6 protein-coding genes are annotated in these 16,280 nt (G+C 29.6%); 4 read left to right on the top strand and 2 right to left on the bottom strand.

The window, feature by feature from the left end; translation table 11 throughout:
- Positions 1-1,647: 1,647 nt before the first annotated feature.
- The gene (gene hns / locus ERCISPPS3390_RS00650; RefSeq protein ID WP_197094939.1) at positions 1,648-2,055 is read right to left on the bottom strand and encodes a histone-like nucleoid-structuring protein H-NS; all 408 of its coding nucleotides are present in this window, start codon (positions 2,053-2,055) and stop codon (positions 1,648-1,650) included.
- A gap of 1,898 nt (positions 2,056-3,953) precedes the next feature.
- On the opposite strand from hns, the gene ERCISPPS3390_RS00645 reads away from it, so the two are divergent.
- Both ERCISPPS3390_RS00645 and htpG read left to right on the top strand, forming a co-directional pair.
- Positions 3,954-4,607: a thymidine kinase gene (locus ERCISPPS3390_RS00645; protein WP_197094938.1), complete on the top strand. Its 654-nt coding sequence runs from the start codon at positions 3,954-3,956 to the stop codon at positions 4,605-4,607.
- 962 nt (positions 4,608-5,569) lie between these two features.
- Positions 5,570-7,471: a molecular chaperone HtpG gene (htpG, locus tag ERCISPPS3390_RS00640; protein WP_197094937.1), complete on the top strand. Its 1,902-nt coding sequence runs from the start codon at positions 5,570-5,572 to the stop codon at positions 7,469-7,471.
- 966 nt (positions 7,472-8,437) lie between these two features.
- Here the strand turns inward: htpG and dnaX are convergent.
- Entirely contained in the window at positions 8,438-10,330 is a 1,893-nt protein-coding gene (gene dnaX / locus ERCISPPS3390_RS00635; RefSeq protein WP_197094936.1) for a DNA polymerase III subunit gamma/tau, read from the bottom strand.
- Between the two features lie 2,267 nt (positions 10,331-12,597).
- On the opposite strand from dnaX, the gene guaB reads away from it, so the two are divergent.
- Entirely contained in the window at positions 12,598-14,064 is a 1,467-nt protein-coding gene (gene guaB / locus ERCISPPS3390_RS00630; protein ID WP_197094935.1) for an IMP dehydrogenase, read from the top strand.
- 153 nt (positions 14,065-14,217) lie between these two features.
- On the top strand, positions 14,218-15,798 hold the full coding sequence (guaA, locus tag ERCISPPS3390_RS00625) for a glutamine-hydrolyzing GMP synthase (RefSeq protein ID WP_197094934.1): 1,581 nt from the start codon (positions 14,218-14,220) through the stop codon (positions 15,796-15,798).
- Positions 15,799-16,280: the final 482 nt, after the last annotated feature.

Genomic DNA, 16,280 nt, shown 5'->3' with positions numbered 1-16,280 from the left:
TGTTCTAGATGTTCTAGATAAAAGTATAAATTTATACTGTATTATCTCAGTCACTTGTATATCCATGATATAACATTTCTAAATAACTGATAAAAATAATTTTAATTTACCTAAATAAGGTATTTGTGTTTAGTTAAAAAGATCATTACGCCAATCTATAACTGTTATATTTATATAATAAATCTCAACTTATTTTGTCAGTATACTATATCTTTTTATGAGCAGAAATTATAACTACAACAATATCGCTCGAGTAACCTTTTGAATATCTGCATAAATCTCTAGATAAAAACAAACTAGTAATCATAAACAAGATACTATGTTTACCTTAAATGATATATGCATTCATTAGGTTGTATTATATCTAATTTTTAGATAATTCATATAATTTCTGTATGATTTTATATGTAGATATAATATTTTATATATTACTATCATCTCGTTTATGCCTCATCGAGAAGAGACGCTTAAAATCTCAGATTAGCTCAATACTTATGTAACTCCTTTAGATTAAATCTATAATCTTAAGATTAATGTCATTACATAAAATTGTATTTCTAGTACAACCAATATTGACCGATCAATAGTATTAAATACTTATATTATATATGGATGGGATGTATATTCCTGTACAGCGTCATTGCAGATCGAGGATCAAGCTAGTTAAGGAGTTAAAATCTAAACACGAATAAAAGAAGATGTTAATATTAAAAATAAAGTGACATCTTGCTCAGATCACTATATCATCTCTTAATATCTGATAAATTGCTTGAGGAATTTAAAATACTTAGAATAATAATTAATACTATTTTAAACGAAATATATTTTCCATATAGGGTATAGTTGTTATTTGATCTAATTGTTATTTTATCTAGTTCCAATGCTTATATTGTTCTTATATTATATTGCTTGCGTTGTATTTATGAGACCTTCTATAGCCACAAATATAATGCAACACAAAATATAACATCTAATCTATACGAAATAAACTGTAATAAACTGTAAAATTTATGAATATACTTATGATATTAATGATGATATCTTGTAATTCTACAACTTCCGATGAGATCTTATCTAATTAGCACTATACAGCACAATACTCTGCAGTACTGTATAGTGGAATATTAACTACAGATTCTATCATCAAAATAGAAAACATTAAAAACAACAACAATAAAAATAAACCTATTACTAAACTAATTATTATTAGTGCATTAATACCACTATTAATAATGATTTTTTGATCATACAATTTTTATATTTATATATGCAATACTAAAATAATTTTGAATTCATTAATTAAAATTCTTCTATTTCACCAGATATATAACCATTCATGTAATATGTCCCTGGAGAAAGAATGCGGTTAAATTCTAATCTAGCTACGAAGATAAATAAACGATAAAAACTAACTCATAAAATAGTTCACTGGAAAGATACACATAAATCTTTTCTTGTTTCTTAAATATTTTTCTTGCTTTTGAGCATTAAAGAAAAATAAGATAATTATATCATTTTTTTATAAAAACTTTTATAATCAATAATCTCATATTTTCATAAATTACAGTGCTATAAATAAGATGTAATCTTATGAAATTTTCTAAAAATTCACAAATTATCACTTATTATAACTCTAAACCAGTTAACTTAAAGTAAAAAATCTTCCAATTTTTTATTTTGTTCGTCTATAGCAATTCTAATCACTGCTGGAGTTCTGCCTTGTCCAGTCCATGTTTTATTTTCTCCATTCTTATCAGTATAAAAATATTTTGCAGGGCGCGCTAAGCGTTTAGACTGAGCTGTCGACCTTATTTTAATCGATTTTATCAATAATTCATTAGGATCGATACCATCAGTTATGAGCATATCACGGTATTTCTGAAGTTTACGGTAACGTGCCTCTACTTCTGCCTGCGCCTGTCTTTCTTCTGTACGACGCTCATTTACTACAGTTTCAAATTTAATCAGCATCTCTTCTAGAATGTCTAAATTACATTCTCTTGTTTGTGCACGTAACGTGCGAATATTATTCAGAATCTTAAGGGCCGCACTCATAGTTTGAATTCTCTAAATTATATTTATTGGGCTAGTACTGCATAATATAATAATAGTGATGCTTATCAAGAACTGCAATAGTTAATTTCTTAAATATATTTAAATCTAAAAAGTTAACGAAAGCTCAAATATTCTAAATAGATCAGCCATAAATATATGCTATTTGCAATAAACAGGATACTTTAATTTAGTATGTAAAATCTAGTTGTAGAAATAAAAAGAATTGATGTCAAATTTTTTATTGATGAGTCACAATCTCAAATATCACAATTTACATAATTATTTGAACTATACCTATTATATATCAGCGCTGCAGTAAATACTGCTATACTCAGTGTAAAGTAGTAAAATACTACTTGATTATAAAATACCTATATCTGATATACTATCTTAAAATAATTTATTAATAATTAAATTATTATGATTTATTAAAAATATAATGAAAAAATTTAAAAGAAAAAATATTTAATTTTACTCTGTACAGAGATTCTCTATGCAAAGTAGTTCATAAGAATTTTTACTTTATGTTATTTATTTCACATAAATAACAGAACTATAGCAATAAAGCTATGTCACAATATATTTAAAGATCCTCTGCAAGACTTACTAAATAAGTATATTGCTCAGTGTATTTTAAACTATCCATAAATTAATATATACAAAATATTCATCGGCAAACGATATAAGTTTAGTCTATATAAATACTTAATGATATATTAAAATAATTTATATGTTATATTCTCCAAAAATATAAAATACAAAATACAAACAGATAAAGGTAATAATTCAAACTTAATATAGCGTGAATAATGACTTTATATTAAATAATATAAATACCACCAGACTACTACCAGCTCAATAAACTATGATCTGATCATAATCAGCATCCTTACTATAGTCAGATTGATTATAATAAAATCAGTGAAATATATAATATTAACTAAAATAGACTAAACAAATAGACTAAACTCTATATAAGTATATGTAAAAATAATGAATATGTACTAAAAGAAAATTCTTTAATTTTCATTATCTTTAATAATTTATTCAAGATCTATAGATACATAATGCTCAGTATTATATACACGCATTGATACTAAAAACTTATTAACTCATGCACTGTTGATATCGCTTTTCAAATAAGATTTAGATGATAAAATTACCATCTAAATATTTTTTATAAAAAATACTACAAATATTAATATGCATTTTAAAAGTTTATTTTAAGAGTTATTTAAATATTTAATAAAAATCATAAAAATAATATAAACTTAATTAAAATTTAGAATCTGAGTAATACATGTATATACTAGTTCAAACTGCAGGTATAAATCAAAAATGATATCTTTACCCCTGAATCAAAGTTTTAAAAAATTTGATGGAATTTATTAAATGAGTATATATAAATTTTATTATATATTTGTTGGATTCAGTAAACTGCTAAACTCAAGATAACATTTTATTTTTATAATATTGTGATTAAATTTTCTGCCTAAATAATTATTCTTAATATATTCTAATTATTTAAGGTTTACAGAACTTTTAATTTTATCTATATAATATTTAGTTAAATACATTCTATACAATTTAAAGTTATTAACACACCATACTCTTCAATAATTATACTTTTCTCAAAATCTTTAGCATAAAATGTATTTTTATATAGTGAGATTATAATAAATACAAATTAAATTTGTTGTATGAGTAAATTAAAATTTACTATCTTCAGTATAAATATACTAATACTATTAGATATTAAAGAAAATGTGTGAAGTCTTTATTTCATTTAATGAAATCTTGTACACTATAAATTTTAATTTATATATAAAATATATATATGAAAACCATAATAATGCTATTCCACTTCATAATCTGTATTATACCTAGGAGAAAAGCGGATGGCACAACTCTATTTTTATTACTCAGCAATGAATGCTGGAAAATCAACAGCATTATTGCAATCCTCTTACAATTATAATGAAAGAGGCATGAGAACCTTAATCTATACTGCAAAAATCGATAATCGTTTTCATGTGGCCAAAGTCAGCTCACGCATTGGGATTTCATCTTCTGCTATGTTATTTCATTTTAAAACGAAATTTTTTCAAGAAATTAAAAGAGAACAAAATCATAAAACAGTGCACTGTGTTTTAGTTGATGAAAGTCAATTTTTGACACGAAGACAAGTTCAAGACTTGTCTGAGGTTGTAGATAAATTAGAGATCCCAGTACTTTGTTATGGCTTACGTACCGATTTCCGTGGTGAGTTATTTTCTGGTAGTCAATATTTATTAGCATGGTCAGATAAGTTGATTGAATTAAAAACAATTTGTCACTGCGGAAGAAAGGCGGGGATGGTCTTACGTATTGATTCTACTGGAAAACCTGTTACTCTAGGAAACCAAATACAAATAGGAGGAAATGAAAAATATATTTCTGTATGCCGCAAACATTACTTTCAGGCTTTAAAAATCACGTTAATAAAAGATTTTAAAAAAAATAAAATAAAGAAAATAATAGGAAAAACAATAAAAAAACAAAACCCCCCATAGAAACATAATATATTCATTATCTATCTTCAGATAAAAATAAAATAAATGGCACAATATCATATTGATTATTTCAGCAAAAAACCATAATGATAGCAGTTAGAGCATTCAATATCTAAAATTTACTAGCGATATCCATTTAAGAGGAGTTTTCTTATCGTCACAACGTTATGAGTATTGCAATTTTATTATTCATATCTACCTATAAAATATTATAATGATTAATCAAAATTACTAAAAATTTCTATAACGTTATATGCAAGCATTTGGCAATGAAAAGCACACTAAACATATCATAGACTCTGATTAAATGTAGTCACGAAATTTATCAAAAAATACTATAACATTAGTTACTGAGAAATAAATGAGGAAAACAACCTCATATTAATTGCAAATATATTATATCCAAGAAAATAAATTCATTATGCTTGCTCTTGTAGTAGATATCAATACATGATTAAAAAATGGGGGAGTATTTATAATATGATATGCAACCTATAGTACTCAATAGCTTTATAATTAATGACTATTATACGGATATGGTGTGATATATCTCATTATGTCTAAATTATACAAAAAATCACCATATTCATAATAGTAACTTGCTTGCGTACGCTTTAGATCATTCAGAAATAAAATGTACTATATTCAATACGTTAAAGAAAAATTATTCTTTTTCCATGCTACTATGAATGAATATAATTTAAAGAATTACATTAATAATAAATTAGAAATAAATAATAAAACTAGAAAGAATAAAACTAGAAAGGAACATTTCAAACTCAGTCACTTAGTAATGTAATTCTATCATGTCTTCTAAAAATATTTAGAATCTAAACCCTTTCTAAATAAGAATATTATTAACTTTTTATTATCTTAATATATAACTTTAGAGAATTATAATGAGTTTTGTATTTTTAAAATAATGCTTAAAAAATTATAACTACTATGAGGTAGACAGAATTATGAACAAACAAGAAACTCTTAGCTTTCAATCAGAAGTCAAACAATTATTAAAATTAATGATACATTCCATGTATTCAAACAAAGAAATTTTTTTACGTGAATTAATATCTAACGCTTCGGATGCTGCTGAAAAATTGCGCTTTAAGGCGCTATCTAATTCGGATCTGAATTGTAGTAACCTGCGCGTAAGGATAGAAGTTAACAAGGATAAACGAATTCTTATTATTAGTGATAACGGTATCGGAATGAGACGAGAGGAAGTTATTGAAAATTTAGGTACTATTGCAAAATCAGGTACTAAATCATTTATAGCATCACTTGGATCAGATAATGCTAAAAACAGTCAGTTAATTGGTCAGTTTGGTGTTGGTTTTTATTCTGCATTTATTGTAGCAGACAAAGTATCAGTGCGCACCCGTTCTGCAGAGTCCTCTGAAAATATGGGGGTATTATGGGAATCTTTCGGAGAGGGTGATTATACTCTGTCTGATATTGAAAAAATTGACCAAGGCACTGAAATTATTCTCCATCTACGTAAAGAAGAAGATATGTTCCTGGATGTATGGCATCTTCGGGGTATTATTAGTAAATATTCCGAACATATTTCTTTACCGGTAGAAATTCAAACAACTCATAAAGATGACGATACTGTTGTCTGGGAGAAAATTAATAAAGCTCAAGCGCTATGGACACGCAATAAGTCTGATATAACAAATGAGGAATATAAAGAATTTTATAAACATTTATCTCATGATAATAGCGAACCCTTAATCTGGAGCCATAACAGAGTAGAAGGAAAACAAGAATACACCAGCCTTTTATATATACCCTCTCAAGCTCCATGGGATATGTGGAATCGTGATCATAAGCATGGTCTAAAACTATACGTGCAGCGTGTATTTATTATGGATGATGCCGAACAGTTTATGCCAAATTACTTGCGCTTTATAAAAGGAATAATAGATTCTAATGATCTACCATTAAATATTTCACGCGAAATCTTACAAAGTAATCATATTACACAAACCTTGCGTTTAGCCCTAATTAAACGTTCTCTCCAAATGCTAAGTGAGATGGCAAAAAATCACAAAGAAAAATATCAAACATTTTGGCAACAATTTGGGCGAGTTCTTAAAGAAGGACCGGCAGAAGATAGAAACAATGCAGTAAGTATTTCTAAACTACTACGTTTTTCTTCTACTGTCCATCCAAGTTCGGCGCAAACTGTATCATTAGATGATTATATCACTCGAATGAAAAAAGAGCAGGAAAAAATTTATTTTATCGCCGCCGACAGCTATCTTGCCGCAAAAAATAGCCCTTATCTTGAAATGTTCCATAAAAAATCCATTGAAGTGCTTCTACTTTTTGACCGAATCGATGAGTGGATGATGAGTCATCTTACTGAATTTGAAGGGAAAAAATTCCAATCAGTTAGTACAGCTGACACTGAATTAAACAAGCTTGCCGATGTAACAAGTGAAGCTCAAAAACAAACCGAGCAATCGTTAGAACCATTTATTAATCGGGTAAAAAGCTTACTTGGTGATCGCGTTAAAGGTGTTAGCCTCACACACCGCTTATTTGATACGCCGGCCATTGTGACAACAGACGTGAATGATATATCTACCCAGATGGCAAAGTTATTGTCTTCTACAGGTCAAGATGCCCCAACAGTAAAATATCTATTCGAGATGAACCCTGAACATGCATTAGTAAAACAAGCAGCTAAAACACAAAATGAAACACATTTTGTAGAGTGGATTGAGTTATTTTTAGCTCAAGCTCTGTTTGCTGCAACGGGTACACTAGAAGATCCAAATCAGTTTATCCAGAGAATTAATCGTATGCTTTTGACATCTAGTAAATCAACAGAAAATATAATTATTGTCAATAAATAGAGATCAATAGAAATAATTATTCTTATACAAAAGCACTTTACAGAACACAAGCATGTACTGCACATATAGTGCATGCTTGTCATGAAAACAAATAAAAACTTTCAGCACTTTAAAATATAAAAGACTACGACTAAAACTATCTAAAAAAATAATAACTAATTTATATATGCTAATACAAAATCCATATGACATCGACATAAGTTGTGTTATGTCTTCCTACTTCGCACTAAAATATTAAGGTATTGACATACTGATATGCTAGTTATAATTCTTATGCCAGTTATAACTCTATTGCTAAGAGATCTTCTGTTATATTTTGCTACAAACCTTCTGAAAAAATTACTATTCTAGAAATTCTGTAAATCAAATACCTATGTAAACATCATTTAATCCTTATAGAGGATATCTAATAAAAACTAAACACATTGCCTATCTTGATTGATATCATTGAAGTAATACTTTTTTTTGTAATTCATCAGTAATAATCATCCAACGTATCAGGTTAAATTAGCACGCTTGTTAGCATGAGTTATTATTACGGAACATAATAGAACTCAACTATCTATTGACGGTTGATTTATACTTTTTTTGACGGTTGATTTATACTTTTTTAAAAGAACCCTCTAAATATTACTAAATTAATCTTCAAAAATAACTACTTATCAGGTGATAATATTAAAAATCTCAACCTGAAGAAATAGATTGACAATCAATATAATTGAGAAATTTTTAGATAAAACTAACCTTTTATTTCACTTAATCTAGATTTATACTTTAACTAAATTAATTCTTTAACCTGACTCTCTATCTATAATAACTATTCTGTTTATATTTTTCTATAAAAATTTAGTTTTTTAACTATATTTCCTTTCTGTGTTTCAATGATAAAAAAACACTAATTCTTTAGACAAAATCATTATCAATTAGTAATTTTAAAAGTATTAGATGTACTAATCCAACCTAAAATCAAATAGGCTGAATACTATTTTTTTGTACTACAGCATCAAAAATATGGCAAAGAGTTTGAATGTTACTATCTCTTAAAACAGATTTTCGTGCTTCTACTATTTTTTCTTGATATATTTTATGTCGCCACTCTACAGGGGTTAACATAGAAGGGTCGTCATCTTCTAAAATTATTAATTTCAAAGGTTCTACATTACCCTTTATGAAACTATTATATAATTCTTGATATGCTTTAGGTGTATTTAAGTGACTATGGATAGAACGAATATGCAAGCACAGTCCTTGCTTAGTAAACTCCCTCCAAGAATGTAAAGCTAGTTGATAACCTACCTCAGGTATATTTAATTTATCTAAATCAGATGACCAAGCATCCCGATTCCATGATTCTTCAACTATTTTTATTTCAATTTCTGAATTTCTTAAATACTGATCGATATCACTTGTTAAATCACTCAATTGGGGTAATAGTGTTTTTTTTTTCAAATCAACTATAGATACAACCTCTTGATGAGGCTTGGTGATATGTTTACAGCCCTCTATCTTTAAATCTGTCTCCGAATTTACTAACTGAGGCATTTTTATCAATAGATTATTTTTCTCAGCAACCTGCATATCTCTCTGATGACTGCCGGCATCCTTAATACTATATAGATTTTTATTATTACTATCCTGAAGGTTTTTAGCGACTGATTTTTTTAGATTTTTTTTTTCTAAATCGACCGATGCCTGAACAAGTTCTCCAATAGGAGGTTCATAGGATGACCCATCTGGCACCATCAAATTATTTGTTCCTTCTTCTTTAAAGTCTTCTGGTTTGAACGCCAGAGCGCGCAATAAGGTCATTTCGACCCCCATTCGTTGATTAGGTGCAAACTGCAACTCTTTACGTCCTACTAAAAGAATCTGATAATATAATTGCAGATCAGTTGGCGGTAGTGTTCTTGCTAATGCTTGCAACCGATCATCAATAGCTGCACAATCTTTACCAATCGAAGGAGGTAAGAGTTGCATGATTGCGATACGATGCAAAAAACTAAGCATTGCTATTAATAAACCATCCCAATCACCACCATGTATGGATGCGCTCTCTAACAGCTCCATCACTTTCACACCATCAGAATGGACCAAATACTCAATAAGAGATATTACGTATTGATCATCTAATATACTCAGCATATTACTAATAGAATTGATAGTAATTGACCCCTGACCCATAACGATGGCCTGATCAGCCAAACTTAGTGAATTGCGCATACTCCCCTTTGCCGCTTGCGCTATGAGTTTTATTGCTCCAGGCTCTGCGTGAATATTTTCAGTTTGCAATATATGTTTTAATTGCATAAAAATCTGATCTAAATTTAATATTGTCAAATGCAAGTGCAAACAACGTGATAGGATGGTTAATGGTATTTTTTGCGGATCTGTTGTAGCTAAGATGAACTTTACATGTAATGGTGGTTCTTCAAGAGTTTTTAGTAAAGCGTTAAAACTATGACGCGATAACATATGCACTTCATCAATTAAATAAATCTTAAAGCGACTCCGGGATGGGGTGTACTGCACATTCTCTAACACATCTCTAATATCCTCAACCTTTGTACGTGAGGCTGCATCAATCTCAATAAGATCTAAACAAAAACCTGCAGCAATATCACGACATTGACCGCATACCCTACAAGGATTAGAAGTAATACCAATTTCACAATTTAAACTCTTGGCTAATAATCGAGCAATCGTGGTCTTACCAATGCCACTGGCACCTGAAAATAAATAAGAATGATGTATGCGTTCAAGAGATAATGAATTTTGTAATATACTTAATACATGCTCTTGACCAACAACATCAGTAAATACTTGTGGGCGCCATTTTCGTGCTAATACTTGATAACTCATAAAACTTTAATCATCTAAGTAAAGTGTAAATATTATTCAGCATACATGCAATTAAATACATTGAGCTGAAGTGCATTACTCATTCATTGCCAGATCATAAGATTTAACATCTTAAAACAAACGTTAATCGAATCTTCAGGATATTCTATAATGTTTAGAACAGTTATTCTTCATCTTAATACTCACGCAATGATTTTTCATATTAGGTATTATACATACCTAATTTAATATAAAGAAATTAAAACTATCGTAAAGATATGATCTTCGATAATTATTGAAGATAAAATCAAAAAAATATAACATAATTATACAATTGATTTTATGTAGTGTACTGATTTATGTAGTGTTCTTAAATTAAGATAATTATTTTATATAAAATAATCAATTAGGTACACAGAGCACACTTAAAATTAATTCAGACATATTTTACTCACGAATTTTTACATACCATTACTATTAAATTTAAATGCATATCAATATTCTTCTATGTGATCAACATAAATTATGCTATATACTATTTTATATCAATCTGATAATAAGATATCGCTCCTCCAATCAGATTAAAACTATTAATTTTCCAAATCAATTATAGCGTGAAGATTACATGAACTCATAAAATAAAGATGAATTTACAATATCGTAAATGAAATTCTATTCAAGAGAAATTAATATCACTAAAAATGTCATAAAATGTAAGCCATCTATTTTTAACTACACTGACAACCAAGTTATATTATATTAACTATAATTATTGTAATATGCATGATAAGGTATCATCTCTTAGATAAATTAATCAGAGAAAATCAGCACATAAAGCAACTCATAATTAGATTCCGTAAATATTTTGTTTGCTAAAACAAAAAAATTTCTGCGAGACTCGTTCCATTTAAAAATTTCTGCTGTAATATTTAAGTGATTACAATATCTCATCAAATTCACTTTCATCTATTATGATCCATAATGCGATATGTTTTTAACATCTAAATATCTAAAAATTTCAACACTTTTATCTTAGCATCAAAAATAAAATTTTAGATCATACTCCAACGAAAACATTTATTATAATGTATTATCCATAAAAAATTATTCCGCTTAAATACAATTAGCTATATATACTGGGGAGCGTGGTTTTGTTTTTACAAAGAAAAAAAATAAAAAATAAAAACATAAGATAGAATGTCATTCTAAACACATGAACCATAAATAAAATCAGAAGACAAATTCACATTTCTCATTCAGTGTGATATTGTAGAGCACATGTAGTCATTAATATCGTATTAGTGCAGCTCTCTATAAGTGTATAAAAAACTAAACACATATTTTACTTTAGGTCTCATAAAAATTTTTGTTATGAATGCATCTCATTAGAGAAAACTTTCGCTATGAGCAAATATTTTCAATGCACTCCTAACTAAAATGCAAAATATTTTTATTTTTAACTAAAAATTAATCATAAATTTTAATTGTTATTAAAGCATTTAATTAGTATTAAAATTTATTAAAATATGAAGAAAATACAGATACATTTAGCTAAAAATACTAGATTTTATAAAAATAAAAATTAATTTATGTTTTCTATATTTGTTTTGTTTACTGCAAAATAATGTATTTTTTAATAAAACTAATACACTATTAATGAGGAGATGCTTTACTAATTTGAACTAATTAGATCAATGTGATATATACAAAAACTATACATATCATATGTAGGACATATTTTTACATCTTAGATTTATTACTATTAAAGATATTTAATTTTAAAAATAATATTTTTAAAATATTTTTAAAATTTATCCAACGAATACTGCGTAATAAACACTAGAAAATAATAACAAGACTATACTAAAAGTTTTTATAATATCAACTTACAAAGTAATATGATCTTTTTGTAACGATGCCATTTAAAATAATAATTTTAAATTATAATTTAAAATTATTATAAAACACCTCAAAAACCAAACAATAATCACATGAATTCCAAATAATCGTATGTAATTAAATGTTCCCAAAAACCACAAGACCGATACTAAACTATGTATTCTAAACCTATACTATTAGACCAAACACTGCTATTCTAAACTCAATAGCTAAACTTTATAGCTAAATATATGCTACAAGTAAAACTTGACAGGACTACATGCATCATGAATGTTTTTGCAAAAAATCTAGCGTTTTACGTAAAATACTGGAACAGATAGACGATAGCCTGTAAAAATTCTGTAGCAATATTATATACGTTTTATTAACTTTTAGATTGAGATATTGCTATGCTCAGAATCGCTAAAGAAACCCTGACATTTGACGATGTTCTTATTGTTCCAGCTCACTCTTCCGTTCTCCCAGAAACAGCTAGCCTGAGTACTTCACTTACCAAAACTATCCGTTTAAACATTCCCGTGATATCTGCTGCTATGGACACTGTAACTGAGTCTAGTTTAGCAATTGCTATAGCACAAGAAGGTGGTTTAGGATTTATTCATAAAAGCATGTCTATTGAAGATCAAACAATAGAAGTTCGTAAGGTTAAAAAATACGAAAGTGGAGTAGTAATTAATCCGCAAACTGTATTGCCAAGTACATCATTAAGAACAGTAAAGACCTTAACTAAACGTAATGGATTTGCCGGTTATCCAGTAGTGAATAGTAAAAATCAATTAGACGGTATTATTACAGGCCGCGATGTACGATTTGTTACTAATCTTGATCTGCCTGTTTCTGCAGTTATGACTTCTAAAGAACGCCTAGTCACTGTGAAAGAAGGCGAATCTCGCATGGTTATACTACAAAAAATGCATGAAAAACGTGTAGAAAAAGCATTAGTAGTAGATAGATACTTTCAATTAAAAGGAATGATCACTGTTAAAGATTTTCAAAAAGCAGAACGCAAACCTTATGCTTGTAAGGACAAACATGGCCGGTTGCGTGTGGGGGCAGCTGTAGGTGCTAGCTTAGGAAACATAGAGAGAATTGATGCTCTAGTATCTGCTGGTGTCGATGTTCTATTAATTGACTCTTCGCATGGCCACTCTGAAAGCGTTCTGCAATGTATTAGGAAAACCCGTGAAAAATATCCTGATCTTCAAATTATTGGTGGAAATATAGTAACCGCTTCTGGCGCATTAGCTCTAGCTGAAGCAGGCGTGAATGCAGTTAAAGTTGGCCTTGGTCCTGGGTCAATTTGTACCACCCGTATTGTCACAGGTGTGGGAATACCTCAAATCACAGCAATTTCAGATGCTGCAACTGCCCTAGAGGGTTCTGGTATTCCAATTATTGCTGATGGAGGCATTCGCTTCTCTGGGGATATCGCTAAAGCTATTGCCGCTGGGGCTGCAGTAGTTATGCTTGGATCCATACTCGCAGGCAGCGAAGAGTCACCAGGTGAAATTGAGTTATACCAGGGGCGTTCATTTAAAGCTTACCGTGGAATGGGTTCACTCGGAGCCATGACTAAAGGATCTTCTGATCGTTATTTTCAAGTGAATAATACAGGAAATAAGTTAGTACCAGAAGGCATCGAGGGACGCGTGGCATACAGGGGTCGCCTTAAAGAAATCATCTATCAGCAAATGGGCGGCTTAAGATCTTGCATGGGCCTTACTGGTTGCGCTACTATCGAACAATTACGAACTCAAGCGGTTTTTGTCCGAATTAGTAAAGCAGGTATCTCAGAAAGTCATGCGCATAATATCGCCATGACAAAAGAGCCTCCAAATTACTACATAGATTCTTAGTTTCGTATCTAAAAGGCTTCCTGATACGGATAAATAGTGATCTGTTACTATAAAATAACTATCCTCTGAACTTTAACTATAATAATGTATCATGTAACTTATAGCATCATCTAACTTATAATTGACAATATTATTTTCTCTGGAACTCTTTTCATGCTACCACAAAAGATTTACACTAGTCGCATTCTGATACTTGATTTTGGCTCGCAATACACTCAGCTACTTGCTAGATGCATAAGAGGTATTGGAGTATATTGTAAATTATTAGCATGGCATGCATCAGAAAAAGAGATTAGAGAATTTAATCCAAATGGTATAATTCTTTCAGGAGGACCTGAAAGCAGCATAAGTCATAATAGCCCACGTGTAGTCAATTATATATTTCATGCTGGAGTTCCGATTCTTGGTATATGTTACGGTATGCAAGTGATGGCCGTTCAGTTAGGTGGTACAGTGCAAAGCTCTAATAAACGCGAATTCGGTTCTGCACAGATAACAGTAACAAAAAATAGCCCATTACTTCCTCCGATTTTTCATAATACTAACACAGATAAAAAGATAGTAATGGATGTCTGGATGAGTCACTCCGATCATGTTAGCCAGATCCCATCTGACTTTATCGCTATAGCTCACACTGAAAAGTGTCCAGTTGTAATTATGACAAATGAAACAAAACGTTTCTATGGTGTACAATTCCATCCAGAAGTAACTCATACACCACAAGGACTAAGCTTAATAAAACAATTTGTGCAAATTATTTGTCAATGCAAAGCGCTATGGACTACGAAAAACATTATCGATGATATCATTAAAGACATAAAAAATCAGATAGCAACTGAAAGAGTTATGCTAGGACTTTCTGGAGGCGTAGATTCTTTGGTAACAGCATTGTTGTTACACCATGCCATTGGTGATCGTTTAATATGCATCTTTATTGATAATGGTCTTTTGCGCCTTGGGGAAGCTAATCATCTAACAACTATGTTTTCTAATTGCTTTAGCTTAAATATTATCCATATAAAAGCAGAAAAACGTTTTCTAGACGCTCTAATTGGTGTTCAGGAACCAGAAGCTAAACGTAAAACTATTGGTCGCGTATTTATTGAGATATTTGAAGAAGAAGCCGTTAGAATTGGCAATGTGCAATGGCTAGCGCAAGGAACTATCTATTCTGATGTAATTGAATCTGGTATAACTTCAACTTCTCAAACACACATAATTAAGTCACATCATAATGTTGGAGGACTTCCAAAAAAAATGAGACTAAAATTACTCGAGCCCTTAAAAACACTTTTTAAAGATGAGGTACGAGAAATCGGACTAAAGTTGGGATTATCGAACTCAATTCTATATCAACACCCGTTTCCAGGTCCTGGTTTAAGCATCCGTGTATTAGGTGAGGTCAAAAAAGAATACTGTGACCTTTTGCGATCTGCTGATTCTATATTAATTGAGGAGTTACATAAGGCTAATTTGTATAAAAAAATAAACCAAGCATTCACTGTGTTTCTTCCAATTCGCTCTGTTAGCGTTATAGGTGATAATCGAAAATATGACTGGGTAATAGCTATTAGAGCTGTTGAAACAACTGATTTTATGACTGCTCAGTGGACAAATTTACCACATGAGTTTCTTAGAACCGTCTCCAATCGCATTATAAATGAAATTCACAGTATCTCCCGCGTCGTGTATGATATCTCTAGCAAACCACCTGCAACAATCGAATGGGAATAAAGAGCTTATACATTATAGAGTGTTAACCAAATACTCAAAAATGCTTAACGTATAACTATCTCTATTAATTCACAGTCTGACAAAGTCACATGGATATCATAAACCTATAACATAAGTTTTATATTCAAAGCAGCATACTGAAGCAAGGTGGGCGTTATATATTCTATTTTTTTTTTTTGCAAATGCTCCTTTTTATCTAATTTTTAAACACTACGTAAATGCAAGAACAAATCTACTCAAAAAGAAATCTTATTATCTATAATAAAGATACACGTAGCAATATATAATAGAGTATCTAAAATTTATTGTCATATTTTCTCATGAATCCACCAATATATTTTTAAATATAGAAATATCAAATTCTATTATAGCGATAGTATTTTTTGGCACACTCTGCGGCTTATATAAGGTCACTATTCACAATATTCTCTTCTTATAATGTAAAAAGATCATTTGTAGACCACCTGATTTATGCATTAACA

The organism is Candidatus Erwinia haradaeae (genome assembly GCF_900698885.1).
In the GTDB taxonomy this organism is placed as follows: Bacteria; Pseudomonadota; Gammaproteobacteria; order Enterobacterales; family Enterobacteriaceae; genus Erwinia_E; species Erwinia_E haradaeae_H.
The sequence above is the reverse complement of the archived record's forward strand: the minus strand, read 5'-3'. Positions and strand labels throughout refer to the sequence as shown.